This is a genomic window from Paracoccus sp. (in: a-proteobacteria), assembly GCF_047605025.1.
Lineage (GTDB): Bacteria > Pseudomonadota > Alphaproteobacteria > Rhodobacterales > Rhodobacteraceae > Paracoccus.
The window spans coordinates 58,193-77,539 of the sequence record NZ_JASGGO010000016.1 but is presented as its reverse complement, the minus strand read 5'-3'; the positions used below and the strand labels follow the sequence as shown (position 1 = coordinate 77,539).

Here is a 19,347-nt window from a genome sequence, read left to right as displayed (position 1 = left end):
ATGAACGACCTCACCAGCCTGATCACCACGGACCAGATCCAGGTCGAGATCACGATCCGCCTGGGCGCGACCCGGCTTTCCGTGGCCGAGCTTTCGCGCCTTCGTTCAGATGACGTGCTGACGCTGGACCAGCTCATGTCCGACGGCGTGGATATCTGCGTCGGCGACAAGGTCATCGCCAAGGGCGAACTGACCTCGGCCAGCGACGGAAGCAACCGGCTGTGCGTGCGCATCCTGTCCCCGGCCACCGCATCATGATCCGCCTGGCCTGCCTTTTCCTGATCCTGCCCCTGGCCGTCCATGCCCAGGATGCGGCCGGGCTGGACCAGGCGGTGGACGCGGTGGCGAATGGCGTCGGGCGCAACGCGATCACCCTGATGGCCGTGATGACCGCGCTGTCGCTGGCACCCGGCATTGCGATCATGGTGACCTGCTTTCCCTTCATCGTCACCGTGCTCTCTATCCTGCGTCAGTCGATCGGCTTGCAGCAATCGCCGCCGAACATGCTGATCGTCAGCCTGGCCATGTTCCTGACCTGGTTCGTGATGAATCCCGTCCTGACCGAGGCATGGACCGTCGCTGGCGCCCCCTTGCAGCAGGGATCCATCTCGGTCGAGGAGGCATTCCAACGCGGCATCGTCCCGTTTCGCGCCTTCATGGAGGCCCGCGCCAGCCCCGAGATGATCGCCACGCTGGCCGAGATCGCGCCCGAGCCGCAGGCCGCCCCGGATCGCCTGTCGGTCCTGATCCCCGCCTTCATGCTGAGCGAGATCCAGCGCGCCTTCGAGATCGGATTCCTGGTCTCGCTGCCCTTCCTGGTGATCGACCTGGTGGTCTCGGCGGTGCTGATGTCGATGGGCATGATGATGGTGCCCCCCGCCGTGGTCGCGCTGCCCTTCAAGCTGGCCTTCTTCGTGGTCGTGGACGGCTGGGGGCTGATCGCCTCGGCTCTGGTGCGCAGCTATCAATAGGGATCCAGGGGCAAGCCGGACCCCAAGCCTTCCGCTACGTCAACAAGCCGAAGGCTTCCCTCGGGTCAGGATCTCCGGCATGAAGACGAAGAATGTTGCAAGGGTTCACATTGTTGCAAAGGCTCACATGCGCCTGCTTGCCTGCCTACTGATCTGTCTTGCCGGCCTGCCCGCGCGCGGGGACGATTCGTTGGGCGTCGAGCTGGTGACCCTGAAAGAGACCACGCTGACCTTCGATGCCGAACTGACCGGGACGATCTATGCCAGCGATACCGTGGATGTCGGATTTCGGCAGGGTGGCAAGGTGACCGAGGTGCTGGTCCGCGAAGGCGATCAGGTCCGTCTGAATCAGCCCCTGGCGATCACCGATCCATTGCAGCAGCAGCAGTCGCTGCGCGTCGCCGAAGCCTCGGTCTCGGCGGCGCAGGCGGCGATGGACCAGGCCGAGCAGGCGCATGACCGGGCCGTGGCCATGATGCAACGCGGGGTCGGCACCCGTGCCGATACCGACCGCGCCGCGCAAGATCTCGCCACCGCCGCCCGCGTGCTGGCACAGGCGCATTCCGCGCATGAACAGGCACATCGGGCGGTCGAGGATACCGTCCTGCGCGCGCCCGCCGATGCCATCGTCACCCGCCGCATGGCCGAGCCGGGGCAGATCGTCGGCGCGGCCCAGGTCGTCCTGTGCCTGGCTTCGTCCGACGGCCGCGAGGCGGTGTTCCAGATCCCGGACGGTCCCTTGCTGCGGGACGCCATCGGCGCCTTGGTCAATTTGTGGGTAATCGATGCGCCGCAGCTTTACATGACCGCCCGCGTCACCGAGATAGCGCCCCTGGTCGATCCCTCGACCGGCTCGGTCACGGTGCGCGCCCGGATCGACCAACCGCCGACCGACGCGGATCTGCTGGGGGCTGCCGTGCGGGGAGCGGTGCATTTCCCTGCGGGGCCGGGCATCGCGGTGCCCTGGACCGCGCTCACCTCATTCGAGGGCGGTCCCGCCGTCTGGGGCGTCGATGAGACCGGCCATGTCAGCCTGCTTCCGGTCCAGATCCAGCGTTTCACCGAGGGCACGGTCATCCTGAGCGGAGGGGTCACACCGGGCCAGACCGTCGTTGGCGCCGGTTCGCAACTGCTTTACCCCGGCCGCAAGATCGTGGGCCTGCGGCCATGAGATGCCTGGCCCCACTGATGGCGCTGCTGCTTTCGCTCCTGCCTTTCGCCGGACGGACCCTTCCCTGGCAGTCGCCCCCCGAGGTTGCGGCCCAGCCCCGGCCGGTCGTCAGCATCCAGGTCCTAGACCAGATCACGCAGGGCGCGGCCATCCCCGGCGAGATCAAGGCCAGGTTCGAGGTCGATCTGGCCTTCCAGACCCTGGGCCGAATGACCCGCCGCAATGTCGATATCGGGGATGTGGTCACGCGCGGCCAGATCCTGGCCACCCTTGACCCCGAGGACATGCAGGCCGAGGTCCGCTCGGCCAAGGCGGTCGCCGAATCCGCCTGGATCGAGATGGAAACCGCCCGCGCCACAGCCAGACGCACCCGCGCGCTATACCAGCGCAACGTCGCGACCGAGGCGCAGATGGAGCAGGCGGATCACGGCCTTGCCGCCGCGCAGGCAGCGGTCCAGCAGGCGGAATCGCAACTGATCCGCGCCCGCGACGCCGAAGCCTATACCGAAATGCGCGCGCCCTTCGACGGCGTGATCAGCGCCGTCGAGGCGGATTCGGGCGCGGTGGTCAGCGCCGGCCAACCGATCATGCAGCTTTCGTCCCAGCAGGGCCTGGAAGCGGTGATCGACCTGCAACCGGCCATGCTTTCGCGCATCTCGCTGGGCGACCCCTTCGAGATCTGGTCCGAGAACCACCCGGACATCCGCGGCTCGGCCCACGTCGCGCGGATCGAGCCGGTCGCGGATACCGCCACCCGCACCCGCCGCGTCCGGCTTGAACTGGAAGGGCCGCAAGAATTCCGCCTGGGCGCCCTGATTCGCGCCGCGCCGGCGCTTGGCCAGGTGCAGAACGTCACCGTCCCGGCCGGTGCCGTATTTACCGCGAACGATCAGGATCATGTCTGGGTGGTCGCGCGCAGCGCCGATGACCCCGTGACCGGCACCGTGGCGCGGCGCGCCATCCGTGTCCATGGCCCTTCGGCCAATGGCATGCTGACCGTCGCCGAGGGACTTCTTCCTGGCGAAGAGGTCGTCATCCGGGGCGTCCATTCGCTGACCGAAGGCCAGAGCGTGGGCCGGAGCGTGACGCCATGACCCCGCGCGACGGCTTCAACCTGTCGGACTGGGCGCTGAAGCACCGCTCGCTGGTGTGGTTCCTGCTGATCGTCTCGATTCTGGCGGGCACGCTCAGCTATATGCGGCTGGGACGCGAGGAAGACCCGAACTTCACCATAAAGATCATGGTGATCCGCGCCTCGCTGCCGGGGGCGACGATCCAGGACACGCTGGACCAGGTCACCACCCGGATCGAGACCAAGCTTGAGGAGCTCGACGAGCTGAAATACACCCGCTCGGTCACCATGCCGGGCCAGTCCATCGTCTATCTGGAACTGGACCCGACCACGCGCGGCGGCGCCGTGCCCGAGGTCTGGAAGCGGGTCCGCAACATGATGGCCGATATCCGCGCGGAATTTCCACAGGAATTCGAGGGGTTCCAGTTCAACGACGATTTCGGCGACGTATTCGGCAATATCTATGCCTTCACCGCCGACGGCTTCACCCCGCGCGAATTGCGCGACCGGGTCGAGAATATCCGCAAGCAGGTCCAGGCCCTTCCCATGGCCGGCAAGACCGCCCTGCTGGGCTATCGCGAGGAAAAGATCTATCTGGAATTCCTGGTGGCGCGGCTGACCGCCATGGGCCTGAACCACAATCAGGTGGTCCAAAGCCTGGCGACGCAGAACGCCATCGCCCCCTCGGGGATCGTCCAGGCCGGGTCCGAACAGGTGCTGGTGCGTGTCGGCGGCCAGTTCGACAGCGCCGCCAGCATCACGGCGGTCAACCTGCGCGTCGGCGACCGCTTCTTCAACCTGGGCGATGTCGCGACCGTGCGGCGCGGCTACGAGGACCCGCCGAGCCAGCTTTTCCGCTTCAACGGCCAGGACGCCATCGGCTTGCAGATCGGCATGCGCGAGGGCGGCAACATCCTGGAATTCGGCAGGCAGGTCGATGCGCTGATGCAGGGCGTCGCCCGTGACCTGCCCATCGGGATCGAGATGGCGAAATTCGCCGACCAGCCGCATGTGGTGGATCAGGCCGTCGGTCATTTCGTCAAGGCCCTGGCCGAGGCGGTGGCCATCGTCCTTCTGGTCAGCTTCGTCAGCCTGGGCCTGCGCGCGGGCCTGGTCGTGACCATGACCATTCCCCTGGTCCTCGCGATCACCTTCGTCGTGATGGAGATCTACGGCATCACCTTGCAGCGCATCTCGCTGGGCGCGCTGATCATCGCGCTTGGCCTTCTGGTGGACGACGCCATGATCGCGATCGAAACGATGATCTCGCGCCTGGAACTGGGCGAAAGCCTGACCCGCGCCGCCAGCTACGCCTGGACCTCGATCGCCTTCCCGATGCTGACCGGCACGCTGGTCACGGTGGCGGGCTTCATCCCCATCGGCCTGAACAACTCGGCGGCGGGCGAGTTCACCTTTTCGCTTTTCGTGGTGATCGCGGTCTCGCTGGTGGTCAGTTGGATCGTCGCCGTGCTGTTCGCGCCGCTTCTGGGGGCGACGCTGCTGCCCCGCACCCTGCCCCGGCACAAGGCCGGATCGGGCTGGCTGCGCCGGGCCTTCCATCGTATCCTGGTCCTTGGCATGCGCTTCAAGTGGGGCACCATCGGCATCACCCTGGCGGCCTTCCTGATATCGGTTCTGGGCCTGGGCCTTGTCGAGCAGCAATTCTTCCCGACCTCGGACCGGACCGAGGTGCTGGTGGACGTGACCGAGCGGGCCAATGCCTCGATCACCAAGACCAGCGCGGACATTGCCCGGATCGAGACTTTCCTGGCGAAGCAGGAAGAGACGCTTTTCGTCAGCGCCTTCGTCGGACGCGGCGCACCGCGCTTCGTGCTGTCCATGGATGTGCAGACCCCCGGTCCCTATTTCGGGCAATTGCTGATCCAGACCCCGGATCTGGCGGCGCGCGACCGTCTGAAGGCCAAGCTGGCCGAATTCAGCCGCAACAAGCTGATCGGCACCGATGTCTACATCAAGAACCTGGAAATTGGGCCTCCGGTCGGCAAGCCGGTGCAATATCGCGTCTCTTCGCCCGATCCCGACGAGGCGCGCGATGCGGCACGGAACCTGGCGGCCGTTCTGGCAGGCGAGCCGCGGCTGCGCGAGATCGCGCTGGACTGGAACGAGCCGGCGCGCGTGGTGCGGCTGCGCGTGAACCAGGATCAGGTCCGTCAAGCCGGGATCAGCAGTGCCGATATCGCCGGCGCGCTTGCCGGCACCTTCACCGGGCGCGATATCACGCAATTGCGGGACGGGATCTTCCTGATCCCGGTCCTGGCGCGCGGTTCGGATGCGGATCGCGAATCGCTGGCCTCGATCCAGAACCTGCAACTCGCGACCGAATCCGGGACACCGATCCCGCTGGCCTCGCTCGCGCAGTTGGAATACGGGATCGAGCAGCCCTTGATCATGCAGCGCGACGGGCTGCCCACCGTGACCGTCAAGGCCGACATCGCCACCAAGGACCAGCCCGCGACCCTGATCGCCGACCTTTCGGCCAGTGTGGCCGCGTTCCAGAAGACCCTGCCCGCGCAGGTCCGCATCACCGTGGGCGGCACGGTCGAAACCTCATCCGAAAGCCAGGCCCCTATCGCGGCGGTGGTGCCGGTGATGCTGCTGATCATCGCCCTGCTGGTGATGATCCAGATGCAAAGCTTCCGCCTGTCGCTGATCGTCTTCGCGGCGGCCCCGCTGGGGCTGATCGGGGTGGTGGCGACATTGCTGCCTTTCGGCGTGCCGATGGGCTTCGTCGCCATCCTGGGGGTGCTGGCCCTGATCGGCATCCTGATCCGCAACTCGGTCATCCTGGTGCATGAGATACAGTTGCTGCTCGCGCAGGGACACAGCAAATGGGACGCGGTGTTCGAGGCGTCCGACAGCCGCGCCCGGCCCATCCTGCTGACGGCGGCGGCGGCCAGCCTGGCGCTGATCCCCATCTCGCGGCAGGTATTCTGGGGACCGATGGCCTATGCGATGATGGGCGGGATCATCGCCGGCACGCTGGTCACGCTGATCTTCGTCCCGGCGCTTTACTGCGCGGTCTTCGGAGTGAAGGCGCCCCCCGGCGACGGTATCCCCAGCGCCCAGGACCGCGCCGCCGCCACCGCGCGCCGATAGGATGCCGGGCGGTGGACAGCCATCGCGCAAGGCGCCGCAATATCGGGCCTAGGGGCGCCACCCCTTCGGCCAAGGCGCGATTGCCATTGCGACCACGCGCCAACAGGGCGGCCGCCAGGATCACCAAGCTTGCCGCGACCGGCAAAGCGGGGACCGCGGATCCCCGGTCTTTCGCTTGCGCGAAAGCCCCGGCAAGCGGAAGACCGCATCCGCGCCTGCGTCAATCCACCTGGATCTCGGCCAGGAAAGCGGCCCCGAAGCGTTCCAGCCGGGCGCTGTCCAGGTAGCGCGAAAGATCGCGAGGGCGGTCGCGGGCGATGCGGCGCAGGACGCCCGCGCTGATCGAAAGCGGCTTCTCGGTCCCGTCGAGACCCCGCGCCAGCCGGTCCTGCGCCAGGGCCAGCCGATCGAACAGCGCGCCGGCGGGCTGACCCGCCAAAGCCTTGCGGGCGGGATGCATCGGCACAACCTCGCCCGCGACCACGCGCAGGAATTCCAGCCCGTAGCTTTCCAGCTTTTTCGCGCCGACACCGCCCACCTGGGCCATCTGGTCCAGGCTCTGGGGCCGCCTTTGCGCCATCTCGATCAGGGTGCGGTCGGGGAAGATGACATAGGCGGGCACCCGCGCCGCCTCGGCCAGGGCACGGCGCTTGGCCTTCAGGGCGGAAAGCAGGGGCGCGTCCTCATCGTCCACCTGGGCACGGACCACGGTGGTGCTGCGGGCGCGGCTGACCAGATCGCGGCGCAGCGTCACGCGGGTTTCGCCGCGCAGGACGGCATGGGCGGCGGCGGTGATCGCCAGCCCGCCGTGACGTTCGGGGTCGGGACGGATCAGGTCGCGGCCCAGCATCTGGCGGATGATCGCCTGCCATTGGCCCTTGGGCAGGTCGCGCCCGACGCCGAAGGTCGGCAGCCGGTCATGGCCGCGCGCCTGGATCCGGTCCGTCGCGATCCCCAGCAGCACGTCGATGATATGGCCCGCGCCATAGCTTTGCCCCGTGCGCAGCACCGCCGAGAGCACCTTTTGCGCCGCCTCGGTGCCGTCGAAGGTCTCGGGCGGGGCATCGCAGATGTCGCAGTTGCCGCAGGGCGCCGCCGCCTCGCCGAAATAGGACAGCAACGCGACCCGGCGGCAGGTCGGGCTTTCGGCAAGGCCCAGAAGCGCGTTCAGCCGGGCATGGTCGGCGGCCTTGCGCTCGGGCGGGGCCTGGCCCTCGTCGATCTGGCTGCGGCGCAGGCGGATATCCTCGGGGCCGTAAAGGGTCATCGTCTCGGCCGGAGCGCCGTCGCGGCCGCCCCGGCCGATCTCCTGGTAATAAGCCTCGATGGATTTCGGCAGGTCGGCATGGGCGACCCAGCGGATATCGGGCTTGTCGATGCCCATGCCGAAGGCCACGGTCGCGGTGACGATCAGCCCGTCCTCGCGCTGGAAACGGGCCTCGACCTCGCGCCGGGCCTCGGCCTCCATGCCGCCGTGATAGGCCACGGCGGACAGACCGGCCTCGTTCAGGGCACCCGCCAGCGTCTCGGTCTTGGCGCGGGTGCCGCAATAGACGATGCCCGACTGTCCGCGCCGGGCCGAGGCAAAGTCCAGCACCTGCCGGCGCGGCCCGTCCTTGGGCTGAAAGGCCAGGTGGATGTTCGGGCGGTCGAAGCCGCGCAGGAAGATCTGCGGCCGATCGCCCTGAAACAGCCGCGCCACGATCTCGTCGCGGGTTTCGGCATCGGCGGTGGCGGTGAAAGCGGCCAGCGGCACGGACAGCGCCTGACGCAATTCGCCGACGCGCAGGTAATCGGGGCGGAAGTCATGGCCCCATTGGCTGACGCAATGCGCCTCATCGACGGCGATGGCCCGAACGCCCGCGCGGCGCAAAAGCGGCAGGGTCGCGCCCGAGGCCAGACGCTCGGGCGCCATGTAAAGCAGCCGCAGATCGCCCGCCGACAGCGCGCGCAGCACCTGGCCGTTCTCATCCTCGGAATTGCCGCTGGTCAGGGCGGCGGCGGCGACGCCGGCCTCGGTCAGCGCCCGAACCTGGTCCCGCATCAGCGCGATCAGGGGCGAGATCACCACCGTCAGCCCGTCCCGCATCAACGCGGGAAGCTGATAGCAAAGCGACTTTCCGCCGCCGGTCGGCATGATCGCCAGGACATCGCGGCCCGAGGCCACCGCCTCGACGATTTCCTGCTGGCCCGGCCTGAAACCGTCGAAACCAAAGACCTGACGCAGCAGGGGCGCGGCGGACACGATCAGAACCCGTAGAAGAAGCCAGCGTTATTGGCGAGCGCGCGCTGCGCGATGATGATGATGACGAAGACGATCAGCGGCGCCAGATCCAGCCCCCCGGTATCGGGCAGGATGCGCCGGATCGGGGCATAGATCGGCTCCAGAAGCCGCGAAAGCCCGTTCCAGATCTGCCAGACCAGCGGCTGGCGCAGGTTCAGCACCTGGAAATTGATCAGCCAGGACATGATGATATGGGCGATCATCACGAACCAGACCAAGTTCAGGATCATCATCAAAGCCTCGAACAGCGTGCCCATCTTGTCCCTTTCCCGCGTTTCCCAGCGACAGGTAAGGGACCGGCCCCCCTTTCGCAAGCTTTGACGCCGCAGCGTCCCGATTGACGCCCGCCGACGCCTTGGCTAGCCCCGGCCGGGAAGGAGCCCGCCATGTATCCCATCCTGCGCTTTGCCGCCCAGATCCTGAAATACCGCAAGGCGCCCCGGCTGGGCATGCTTCAGGCCCATGTCTCGCAACATCGCTGCTGGCCCTGGGATCTGGATCCCTGGATCGAGCTGAACAACGGCCGCACCCTGACGCTTTACGATCTGGGCCGGGTGCCCATGGCGATACGGGCCGGGATCATGGGCACGCTGCGGGAACGCGGCTGGGGCATCACGGTCGCCGGCAATTCGGTCCGCTATCGCCGCCGCATCCGCGCCTTTCACCGCTTCACCATGGTCTCGCGCACGCTGGGCTGGGACGGGCGCTTTCTCTACATGGAGCAAAGCATGTGGCGGCGCGGCGAATGCTGTAACCATATGCTGCTGCGCGGCGCGATCACCGGGCCGCAAGGCATCGTCGCCCCCGCCGAGCTGATGCGCGCGGCGGGCGAGAACCCCGAAAGCCCCGCCCTGCCCGGCTGGGTTCTGGCCTGGATCGCCTCGGACGGGCAGCGGCCCTGGCCTCCGGTCCTGCCCGAACTGGCCCCCGGCGATCCGAAAGACGACTTGCCAGCCTGATCGCGCTTTGGCCTTATGCGCGCAACCGCCGGGCAAGCCCGCGGATGCCAGGGCAAGGCCAAGGAGACCGGCATGGAGCGCAAGAGGATCTGGGGCTGGTGGTTCTTCGACTGGGCAAGCCAACCCTTCGCGAACCTGCTGACCACCTTCATCTTCCCGGTATATTTCGCCGAGGTCGCCCGCAACCACCTGGCCGCGCAGGGCATGACGCCCGAGGCCGCCGCCGCGCAGGCCCAGACGATCTGGGGCTATGGGCTGTCGATCTCGGGGGTGATCATCGCGGTGCTGGCCCCGGTCCTGGGCGCCATCGCCGATACCAGCGGGCGGCGCATGGTCTGGGTCTGGGTATTCTCGGGCTTCTATGTCGCGGGATCCTGGGGGCTGTGGTATCTGCTGCCCGACCAGCCAAGCCTGTATTGGGCGGTGTTCTGGTTCGGGATCGGCCTGATCGGGGTCGAATTCGCCACCATCTTCACCAATGCCATGCTGCCCGACCTGGCCCCGCGCGAGGAAATCGGGCGCATCTCGGGGTCCGGCTTCGCCTTCGGCTATCTGGGCGGCGTGGTGGCGCTGTTCCTTGTCCTGCTGTTTCTGGCCGAAAGCGCCCAGACCGGGCGGACGCTGCTGGGCATCCCGCCGATCCTGGGCCTGGACGCCGCCGCGCGCGAGGGCACCCGCGCCGCCGGCCCGCTGACCGCGATCTGGTATGTGGTCTTCATGGTCCCGTTCTTCCTGTGGGTGCGCGAGACGCCCCGCCCCCGCCACCCGGTGCGCCTGCGCCTTGCCCTGCACGAACTTTGGGTCCTGCTGAAAAGCCTGCGGCGGCGGCGCTCGCTGGCGGCGTTCCTGCTGTCCTCGATGTTCTCGCGCGATGCGCTGAACGGGCTTTACGCCTTTGGCGGGATCTATGCCGGGGCGGTGCTGCAATGGCCGGTGGTCCTGTCGGGTATCTTCGGCATCATCGCCGCGATCTCGGCCACGGTGATCAGTTGGCTGGGCGGGCGCGCGGATCGGCGCTGGGGACCGAAGGCGGTGACGGTGGCCTGCACGCTGATCCTGATCCTGGTCTGCACGCTGCTGGTGGGCATGGACCGCAGCCAGATCTTCGGCCTGCCCGTCGCGCCCGGCTCGCACCTGCCCGATACGCTGTTCTTCCTTTGCGGCGCCCTGATCGGCGGCGCGGGGGGCGTCGTCCAGTCGGCCGGCCGCACCCTGGTCGTCCTGCATACCGCCCCGGCCCGCGCGACCGAGGTGTTCGGGCTTTACGCGCTGTCCGGCAAGGCCACGACCTTCCTTGCCCCCTTCCTGATCGCGCTGTCCACCTATCTGACCGGCAGCCTGCGGCTGGGCATCTCTCCTCTGATAGGCATGTTCATTCTGTCGCTGATCTTGCTAAACTGGGTCAAAGCAACAGGAGAACCCGAGCAGTGATCCGCAAGACCCTTGCCGCCGCCTTCCTGGCGGTTGCCGCAACCCTGCCCGCAAGCGCCGATCCCCTTGCAAAAGACGTGTTCGGCAGCGTCCCCGGCCCGACTGCGGGCGCCCCCGCCGCCATCGGCTTCTATTCCAAGGGCTGCATCGCGGGCGCGGTGCAACTGCCCGAATCCGGGCCGACCTGGCAGGCGATGCGGCTGTCGCGGGGCCGGAACTGGGGTCATCCCGAACTTGTGAACTTCCTGATCGGACTGTCGCAGGCGGCCCGCCAGGCCGGTTGGCAGGGGCTTTACATCGGCGACATGGGCCAGCCGCGCGGCGGCCCGATGACCAGCGGGCATGCCAGCCACCAGATGGGGCTGGATGCCGATATCTGGATGCTGCCCCCATCCAGCCTGCGGCTGACGGCGGCGCAGCGGGAAAAGATCTCGTCCCAGTCGGTGGTGAACCGCGCGGGCACCGCGCCATCGCCACTATGGAGCGCGTCCCATATGGCGATCATGCGCGCCGCCGCGCGCGATCCCAGGGTCGAGCGCATCTTCGTCGATCCCGTCGCCAAGGTCGCGATGTGCCAGATGGCAAGCGGCGACCGCGCCTGGCTGCGCAAGATCCGGCCGATCAACAATCACGATTATCATTTCCACGTCCGGCTTGGCTGCCCGGCGGGCTCGGTCTGCCAGAACCAGGACCCGCCGCCCCCCGGAGATGGCTGCGAAGAGGCGGCGGAATGGATCCGCAACCGCATCGACCCCAGCCGCGTGAAGCCCGTGCCGCCCGATCCGAACTATCGCCATCCGCGCAGCTATCGCCTCAGCGAGATGCCGCGCCAATGCCAGGCGGTCGCCACCGCGCGCTAGGACGATCATGAAACACCGAACTCCCCTGCGTGCGGGCCTTGTAGCCGCCATGGCGCTTGCGGCCATGCTGGCGCATTCCTGCGCGGCCCAAACCAGCTCCGAGGCGGACGGCGCCCAGCTTAGCGCCGAATATGTCGGCAGCTATGTCTGGAAGCTGGACGAGCCGGATTTCGGTGGCTATTCGGGCCTTGAGGTCCAGGAAAACGGCCAGAAGTTCACCGCGCTTTCCGACCGCGCCACGCTGCGCTGGGGCCGTATCCAGCGCGACGAACAGGGCGCCATCACCGGGCTTGAGACCGAGGGCGAGGCCAGGCTGCACGACAGCCGCGGCCAGCCGCTGAAGCCTGGCCACCAGGGCGACAGCGAGGGGCTTGCCATCGGCCAGGACGGCACGATCTGGATCAGCTTCGAGGGGCTGACCCGCGTGGCGGGCTATGCCACCCCGCAATCCAATGCCCAGGTGCTGCCCCGCCCGCCCGCCTTCAGGCAGATGCAGCGCAATTCATCGCTGGAAACGCTGGCGATCCTGCCCGACGGCACCCTGCTGACCGTGCCGGAACGTTCGGGTTCGCCCACCACGCCCTTCCCGGTCTATCGCTTTCGCAACCACCGCTGGGATCAGCCCTTTTCCATCCCCAGGGATGGCGACTGGCTGGCCGTCGATGCCGAGATCGGCCCCGATGGCCGCTTCTACCTGCTGGAGCGCGACTTTCTGGGCCTTCTGGGCTTTCGCTCACGCGTGCGCCGCTTCGACATCAGCGACACGGCGCTTAGCAATCCCCAGGTGCTGCTGGCGACCCGCCCGCTGCAATACGGCAATCTTGAAGGGTTGTCGGTCTGGGACGACGGGCAGGGCATTCGCCTCAGCATGATCTCGGACGACAATTTCAACATGCTGCTGCGCACCGAACTTGTCGAATACCGCCTGGTGAAGGCCCCCGCGCCATGACGCTGTCCCACGCCATCGCCGCCATCGACAGCGGCATCGACCGCTATACCGCAGCCGGCGAGGTCGTCGGTTGCATGGTGATCCTGGCACAGGATGGCCGGGTGGTGTTTTCCCGCGCCGCCGGGTTCGCCGATCGCGAGGCCGGCCGCGCGATGACACCCCGGACCTGGCTGCGCTATGCCTCGGTCAGCAAGCCCTTCACCACCGTCGCGGCGCTGCGGCTGATGGCCGGGCGCCGGCTGTCGCCCGAGGATCCGGTGACGCGCTATCTGCCCGACTTCGCCCCCGCCCTTCCCAACGGCAGCCGTCCCCCGATCACGGTCGGGCAGTTGATGGCGCATATGGCGGGGCTGGATTACGGCTTCGCCCAGCCCGCCGGCGGCAGCTATCACCTGGCCGGGATCTCGGACGGGATCGGGGAAAGCGGGATCACCCTGGCCGAGAACCTGCGCCGCATCGCCTCGGTGCCGCTGGACCTGCGACCCGGCGAAAGCTGGCGCTACTCGATCGCGACCGATGTGCTGGGCGCGGTGATCGAGGCGGCGGCGGACCGCCCCCTGCCCCAGGCGATGCGCGATCTGGTGACCGAGCCGCTGGGGATCGAGGCCGCGTTCACCGCCGATCCCGCGCATCTTGCCGCGAATTACGCCGATGGCGCCCCGCCCCGGCGCATGGAGGGACCGACGCAGGTGCCCGTTCCGCGTCAGGAAGGGCTGCATTGGCGCTTCCTGCCCCAGCGCAGCAGCGACCCCGCCGCCTATCCCTCGGGCGGGGGCGGCATGTCGGGCACCGTGCCCGCCGCGCTGACACTGCTGGAGACGCTGCGGGACGGCGCTTTCATCCCCGAGGATCTGCGCCTGGCCGCCCGCGCGAACCGGCTGACGGGTCCGCACCCCTCGCGCGGGGCGGGCTGGGGCCATTCCTGGGCCGGCGCCGTGCTGGATGACCCGGCCCAGGCCAGGATCGGCCTGCCGCCCGGCGCCGTCAGTTGGGGCGGCATCTACGGCCATAGCTGGCTGGTCGATCCGGCGCGCGGGCTGACCCTGGTGGCGATGACCAATACGACGCCGCAAGGGGTGAACGGGGCATTTTCGCTGGAAATGACCGCGGCGCTGATGGACTGACCGTTGACAGCCGAGGCCATGGCGGCTTATGCGGCCTTGCCCCGCCTGCCGGGGCCGAGTCTCCGCGACCTTGCCAAAACGGAAAATCCAAATGCCGCGCATTCTTCCCGGCGTCATCGCCATGGCCATCATCGTGGTGGCTTCGAACATCCTGGTCCAGCACCTGCTGGGGAACTGGCTGACCTGGGGGGCCGTGACCTATCCGGTCTCGTTCCTGGTGACCGACATCATGAACCGTGTCTATGGCCCCCAGGCCGCCCGCAAGGTGGTCTTCGCGGGCTTCGTGACGGGCGTTCTGTGCTCGGTCATTGCGGCGGGAATGGACAAGACAACGCTTCGGATCGCCATAGGATCCGGTGCCGCCTTCCTATCTGCCCAATTAATGGACATTTCGGTCTTCAACCAGTTGCGAAAATACAACTGGTGGCTACCACCCCTGGCGGCCAGCGTGATCGGTTCGATCATCGATACCGCCGTTTTTTTCACCATCGCCTTCTCGGCCACGCTCAGCCCGGTCTTTCCGCAGGACGATGTTTCTTGGGCAAATGAATTGGTTCCGCTGCTGGGCCACGGCCCGGTTCAGCCGCTGTGGGTTTCCTTGGCAATTGCCGATTGGTTGGTCAAACTGGCCCAGGCGGTCCTGGCGCTGGCCCCCTTCAGGATCATCGTTGGAAATTTGATCCAGAAGCGTGTCCAAACTCATTGACTGTTAAGGTGCATGTGGCAGGCTGAACTCATACGGCAACACATGAAAGGAGGTGGTCCAGTGTCGAGAGTGATATTGGAGAGAGGTGTCGGGACAGTCAGGGGGGCCGTGGCCTAAGGGCAGCCCCAAGGGTCGTGAACCCTGGCTGGGACGGTGGGCACCAACCCTAACCGGACCATCTCCGTGGATCTCGCGGGTCGTTTCCCAGGAAGCGGCCCGTTTCCTGTTAAGGCGGCGTCGCAAGGGTTACCGCTTCGCAAGGACGAATACGGCCTTCCCATCCGCCTCCTTCCCGCGCGGCAAGACCGCGCGGAAGCGCCGAAAGCCCCCTTCCGGTTGCCGCATCGCCAAGAATCGGGCGTGCATGCCGTCAGCCAACTCCGGCCGATCCCAGGAAAAGCGGCGCGGGCGGGCCATTGGGGGGAAACCTTTTCCAGCGACCACGGCTGAAAACTGGCCCACGCGCGCCGGACGCTTGGCTGCGGATGGCTTAGATACGCTCGATGGCAAGCGCGATGCCCTGTCCGCCACCGATGCACATGGTGACCAGGCCGCGACGGCCCCCGCTTCGCAGCAATTCATACATCGCCTTGACGGTGATGATGGCGCCGGTCGCGCCGACCGGATGGCCAAGCGCGATGGCGCCGCCATTGGGGTTCACCCGCTCCGGGTCCAGATCCAGCGCCTGGGTCACGGCCAGCGCCTGCGCGGCGAAAGCCTCATTCGATTCGATCACGTCGAAATCGCTTGCGCGCAGGCCGGTTCGGGCCAGCAGCGCCTGGACGGCGGGGATGGGGCCAATGCCCATCACCTCGGGGCGCACGCCGGCAAGGGCATGACCCAAAAGCCGGAACAGCGGCTTGGCGCCGGCGACGCGGGCGGCATCGGCGCGGGCCAGCACCAGCGCCCCCGCGCCGTCATTGATACCGCTGGCATTACCCGCCCATTACCCGCCGTGACCGAGCCGCCCTTGCGGAACACGGGCTTCAGCGCGGCCAGCTTTTCAAGGCTGGTCGCCTTGGGATACTCATCGGTATCGAACAGGGTGATACCCTTGCGGGTCTTGATCTCGACCGGAACGATCTGGTCGCGGAACCGGCCTTCGGCGATGGCGCGGGCGGCGCGAGCCTGCGATTCCAGGGCAAAGGCGTCCTGCGCCTCGCGGGTGATGCCGTGCTCGGCGGCGACATTCTCGGCGGTGACGCCCATATGGCCGGTGCCCATCGGACAGGTCAGCGCGCCGGTCATCATGTCCAGCATCATCGCATCGCCCATCTTGGCACCGAAGCGGGCGGCGGGCACCGCATAGGGCGCGCGGCTCATCGATTCGGCGCCGCCGGCCAGGGCGAAATCCGTCTCGCCCAGCATCAGCGCCTGCGCGGCCGAGACGATGGCCTGCGCCCCCGAGCCGCAAAGCCGGTTCACGTTCATCGCCGGCGTGGTCTCGGGCACACCGGCGTCCAGCATGGCGACACGGGACAGATACATGTCGCGCGGCTCGGTGTTCAGGACATGGCCAAAGACCACCTGGCCGATACGCTCGGGCGCGATCCCGGCGCGGTCGATCGCGGCGCGGGCCAGCATGATCGGCGCAACCCCCGCCAGGCTTCCGCCAAAGGCGCCGATGGCGGTGCGAACCCCGGACAGGATGACGATTTCATTCTCGGCGATGCCGGCGCCCCCCTTTTGGGCGCGCCAAGGCTAGCGCACCGGCGCGACCCTGCCCAGCCCTTGCCTGCGCGCCACCATCTGCCAGAATGCGGCGCATGAGCGATGCGAACCCATCCGATCCGCGGCTGAGCCTGCGGCTGCATTACGCCCAGGGGCTGACCTTCGGGCGGGGCAAGGCCGATCTTTTGCAGGCCATCGCGGCCGAAGGCTCGATCTCGGCGGCGGGACGGCACCTGGGCATGAGCTATCGCCGCGCCTGGGCCTTGGTCGAAGAGATGAACCGCCATTTCCGCCTGCCTTTGGTCGAGAGCAGTCGCGGCGGCATGCGCGGCGGGGGCGCGCAACTGACCGATCTGGGCCGGCAGGTGCTGTCCGATTACCGCGCGCTTGAGGATCTGCTGCGCGCCGCCCCCCAGCTTGCCGCCCTGGGCGCGGCGCTTGGCGATATGCCTGACAGGAAATAACGCTTGCGGCGGCGGACGGTGCTTGGTTATGTCTGTTGAAACATAACGAAGGGACCGACCCCATGCGCCCCGGCCTGTTCGCAGCGGCTTTCCTGGCCCTTGCGCCTCTGCATGCTCCGGCCGCGATGGCCGACGACATCACCGTCTTCGCAGCGGCCAGCCTGAAGGATGCGCTGGACCGGATCGCGGCGGATTGGCAGGGCAAGCACCCGGACAGGATCGTCATTTCCTATGCCGGCAGTTCGAAACTGGCCAAGCAGATCCAAGAGGGCGCGCCCGCCGACATCTTCATCTCGGCCGCCGCGAACTGGATGGATGCGGTGCAGGAATCGGGCGATATCGACCCTGCCACGCGCCAGGACCTGCTGGGCAACACCCTGGTCCTTGTCGGACATGGCAAGCCCGAGCCCGCCCAGGTCGCCGACCTGCCCCGGCTGCTGGGGGATGGCAAGCTTGCCATGGCGCTGGTCGACAGCGTCCCCGCCGGCCAATATGGCAAAGAGGCGCTGACCCATCTGGGCCTTTGGGACAAGATCCAGGGCCAGGTGGCGCAGGCCGACGACGTGCGCGCGGCGCTGAAGCTGGTCTCCTCGGGCGAGGCGCCGCTGGGCATCGTCTATGGCTCGGACGCGGTGGCGGATCAGGGCGTGGGCGTGGTCGCGACCTTCCCCGCCGACAGCCACAAGCCGATCACCTACCCCGCCGCGATCACCAAGACCGCCGCCACCCCCCAGGCCAAGGTCTTTCTGGACAGCCTGAAGCAGGATCCGGCAAGGTCGATCTTCGAGGCGCAGGGCTTTACCGTCGCGCCCTAGGACAGGAACGCGCGTGGCCGACTGGCTGGGACCACAGGAATGGCAGGCGATCACGCTGTCGCTGAAGGTCTCGCTGGTGGCGACGGCGGCCAGCCTGCCCTTCGCCATCGCCATCGCCTGGCTATTGGCGCGGCGGCGCTTTCCGGGCCATGACCTGCTGAGCGGGCTGGTCCACCTGCCGCTGATCCTGCCGCCGGTGGTCACGGGCTATCTGCTGCTGACCACCTTCGGCACCAAGGGTCCGGTCGGCAGTCTGCTGCAACCCCTGGGCATCGTCTTCGCCTTTCGCTGGACCGGCGCGGCGCTGGCCGCCGCGATCATGGCATTTCCACTGATGGTCCGCTCGATTCGGCTCGGCTTCGAGGCGGTGGACCCCAGGCTGGAACAGGCCGCGGCGACCCTTGGCGCGCCCAGGCCCTGGATCTTCCTGACCGTGACCCTGCCCCTGATCCTGCCCGCGATCCTGGCGGGCGTCACCCTGGGCTTCGCCAAGGCCATGGGAGAGTTCGGGGCCACGATCACCTTCGTCTCGAACATCCCCGGCCAGACGCAGACCCTGCCCTCGGCCATCTACGCGCTGCTTTCCACCCCCAGCGGCGAGGGGCCGGCGATGCGGCTGGTGCTGATCTCGGTCGCGATCGCCATGGCGGCGGTGCTCGTCTCGGAATTCCTGGCCCGGCGGATGGCGCGGGCATGAGCCTTTCGGTCGCCTTCCGTCACCGCTTTCCAGGGCTGGAACTGGACGTGAGTTTCCAGGCACCGGGGGGCGTGACGGCGCTGTTCGGTCCCTCGGGCTGCGGCAAAAGCACCACGATCAACGCCATCGCCGGGCTGATGCGGCCCGACGGGGGCCGGATCGCGCTTGCGGGGCGGGTGCTTTTCGACGGGCACACGAACCTGGCGCCACAGGCCCGGCGCATCGGCTATGTCTTTCAGGACGGGCGGCTGTTTCCGCATATGACGGTGCGGGCCAATCTGCGCTATCCCGCGCGCTGGCGGCGCGATGCGGCGCGGGATTTCGACCGCGTGGTCAAGATGCTGGCGCTGGAACCGCTGCTGGACCGCCGCCCCGCCACCCTGTCCGGCGGCGAGCGGCAGCGCACCGCCATCGGCCGGGCGCTGCTTTCGGACCCCGCGCTTCTGGTCATGGACGAGCCGCTGAGCGGGCTGGACGATGCCCGCAAGGCCGAGATCATGCCCTGGCTGGAGCGGCTGCGGGACGCCTCGGGCCTGCCCATCCTTTACGTCAGCCATTCGGTTCCCGAGGTGCTGCGGCTGGCCAATACCGTCGTGCTGATGGGACGGGGCCGGGTGATCCATGCCGGGCCGCTGGCGGAACTGCTGGCCGATCCCGATCTTGCCCCGCAATTCGGCGAGCGCGAGGCCGGCGCGCTGATCCGGGGCAAGGTCCGGGGCAACGATCCCGACGGCATGGCCCGGATCGCGACCGCCGCCGGGCCGCTGCTGCTGCAAGGCCCGCTGCCCCCCGACGCAAGCCTGCGGCTGCGCATCCTGGCGCATGAGGTGATCCTGTCGCGCGACGCGCCGCAGGGGCTGTCGGCGCTGAACGCCTGGCCCGCCACCGTCATCCGAATCGACGGCGGGCTGGTCCAGCTTGCCGTGGGAAATGAGCGGATGCTTGCCCAGATCACCCCTAGATCGGTCCATGCGCTTGATCTGGCGCCGGGAATTTCCTGTCACGCAGTGATCAAATCGGTCTCGGTCCTGACAAGCTGAACCGCTTGAAGCCTTT

The 19,347-nt window shown here is 67.8% G+C and carries 17 protein-coding genes and 1 pseudogene; 15 read left to right on the top strand and 3 right to left on the bottom strand.

Translation table 11 applies throughout. The features are described 5' to 3' along the window. The 5 genes from QM682_RS10925 to QM682_RS10905 all read left to right on the top strand — a co-directional run bounded on the left by QM682_RS10925 (position 1) and on the right by QM682_RS10905 (position 6,331). Positions 1-258, top strand: coding sequence for a FliM/FliN family flagellar motor switch protein (locus QM682_RS10925; RefSeq protein ID WP_415129618.1), 258 nt, complete (start codon positions 1-3; stop codon positions 256-258). Continuing rightward, a complete protein-coding gene (fliP, locus tag QM682_RS10920) occupies positions 255-971 on the top strand; it encodes a flagellar type III secretion system pore protein FliP (protein WP_415129654.1) in 717 nt (238 codons plus the stop codon). The genes QM682_RS10925 and fliP overlap by 4 nt, the downstream gene beginning before the upstream one ends. A 127-nt stretch (positions 972-1,098) precedes the next feature. Continuing rightward, positions 1,099-2,142, top strand: coding sequence for an efflux RND transporter periplasmic adaptor subunit (locus tag QM682_RS10915; RefSeq protein WP_415129616.1), 1,044 nt, complete (start codon positions 1,099-1,101; stop codon positions 2,140-2,142). Between the two features lie 17 nt (positions 2,143-2,159). Further along, a complete protein-coding gene (locus tag QM682_RS10910; protein ID WP_415129614.1) occupies positions 2,160-3,236 on the top strand; it encodes an efflux RND transporter periplasmic adaptor subunit in 1,077 nt (358 codons plus the stop codon). Next, the gene (locus tag QM682_RS10905) at positions 3,233-6,331 is read left to right on the top strand and encodes an efflux RND transporter permease subunit (RefSeq protein ID WP_415129612.1); all 3,099 of its coding nucleotides are present in this window, start codon (positions 3,233-3,235) and stop codon (positions 6,329-6,331) included. The genes QM682_RS10910 and QM682_RS10905 overlap by 4 nt, the downstream gene beginning before the upstream one ends. Before the next feature lie 220 nt (positions 6,332-6,551). On the opposite strand, the gene recQ is transcribed toward QM682_RS10905, so the two are convergent. Beyond that, a complete protein-coding gene (recQ, locus tag QM682_RS10900) occupies positions 6,552-8,576 on the bottom strand; it encodes a DNA helicase RecQ (RefSeq protein WP_415129609.1) in 2,025 nt (674 codons plus the stop codon). Positions 8,577-8,578: 2 nt separating this feature from the next. After that, complete coding sequence (locus tag QM682_RS10895; protein ID WP_415129607.1) at positions 8,579-8,872, bottom strand: YggT family protein; 294 nt, start codon at positions 8,870-8,872, stop codon at positions 8,579-8,581. Between the two features lie 129 nt (positions 8,873-9,001). Here QM682_RS10895 and QM682_RS10890 point away from each other — a divergent pair, with 129 nt between their 5' ends. The 6 genes from QM682_RS10890 to QM682_RS10865 all read left to right on the top strand — a co-directional run bounded on the left by QM682_RS10890 (position 9,002) and on the right by QM682_RS10865 (position 14,644). After that, complete coding sequence (locus QM682_RS10890) at positions 9,002-9,574, top strand: acyl-CoA thioesterase (protein WP_415129605.1); 573 nt, start codon at positions 9,002-9,004, stop codon at positions 9,572-9,574. Between the two features lie 72 nt (positions 9,575-9,646). Beyond that, a complete protein-coding gene (locus QM682_RS10885; protein WP_415129603.1) occupies positions 9,647-11,005 on the top strand; it encodes an MFS transporter in 1,359 nt (452 codons plus the stop codon). Beyond that, complete coding sequence (mepA, locus tag QM682_RS10880) at positions 11,002-11,865, top strand: penicillin-insensitive murein endopeptidase (protein WP_415129601.1); 864 nt, start codon at positions 11,002-11,004, stop codon at positions 11,863-11,865. The genes QM682_RS10885 and mepA overlap by 4 nt, the downstream gene beginning before the upstream one ends. A 7-nt stretch (positions 11,866-11,872) precedes the next feature. Beyond that, positions 11,873-12,814, top strand: a complete 942-nt coding sequence (locus tag QM682_RS10875; RefSeq protein WP_415129599.1) for an esterase-like activity of phytase family protein — start codon at positions 11,873-11,875, stop codon at positions 12,812-12,814. Beyond that, positions 12,811-13,938: a serine hydrolase domain-containing protein gene (locus QM682_RS10870; RefSeq protein ID WP_415129597.1), complete on the top strand. Its 1,128-nt coding sequence runs from the start codon at positions 12,811-12,813 to the stop codon at positions 13,936-13,938. The genes QM682_RS10875 and QM682_RS10870 overlap by 4 nt, the downstream gene beginning before the upstream one ends. Positions 13,939-14,029: 91 nt before the next feature. After that, positions 14,030-14,644 carry a queuosine precursor transporter gene (locus tag QM682_RS10865; protein WP_415129595.1) on the top strand — a complete coding sequence of 205 codons (615 nt, stop codon included), beginning with the start codon at positions 14,030-14,032 and terminating at the stop codon, positions 14,642-14,644. Positions 14,645-15,134: 490 nt separating this feature from the next. Here the strand turns inward: QM682_RS10865 and QM682_RS10860 are convergent. Further along, a pseudogene (locus QM682_RS10860) lies at positions 15,135-16,315 on the bottom strand (acetyl-CoA C-acyltransferase family protein). A 95-nt stretch (positions 16,316-16,410) separates the two neighbouring features. Between QM682_RS10860 and QM682_RS10855 the strand changes: the two are divergent. The 4 genes from QM682_RS10855 to modC all read left to right on the top strand — a co-directional run bounded on the left by QM682_RS10855 (position 16,411) and on the right by modC (position 19,331). After that, entirely contained in the window at positions 16,411-16,779 is a 369-nt protein-coding gene (locus QM682_RS10855; RefSeq protein ID WP_415129593.1) for a winged helix-turn-helix domain-containing protein, read from the top strand. 62 nt (positions 16,780-16,841) lie between these two features. Next, a complete protein-coding gene (gene modA / locus QM682_RS10850; RefSeq protein ID WP_415129591.1) occupies positions 16,842-17,594 on the top strand; it encodes a molybdate ABC transporter substrate-binding protein in 753 nt (250 codons plus the stop codon). Between the two features lie 13 nt (positions 17,595-17,607). Then, entirely contained in the window at positions 17,608-18,291 is a 684-nt protein-coding gene (gene modB, locus QM682_RS10845) for a molybdate ABC transporter permease subunit (RefSeq protein ID WP_415129589.1), read from the top strand. Continuing rightward, a complete protein-coding gene (gene modC / locus QM682_RS10840; RefSeq protein ID WP_415129587.1) occupies positions 18,288-19,331 on the top strand; it encodes a molybdenum ABC transporter ATP-binding protein in 1,044 nt (347 codons plus the stop codon). Before modB ends, modC begins: the two co-directional genes overlap by 4 nt. Positions 19,332-19,347: the final 16 nt, after the last annotated feature.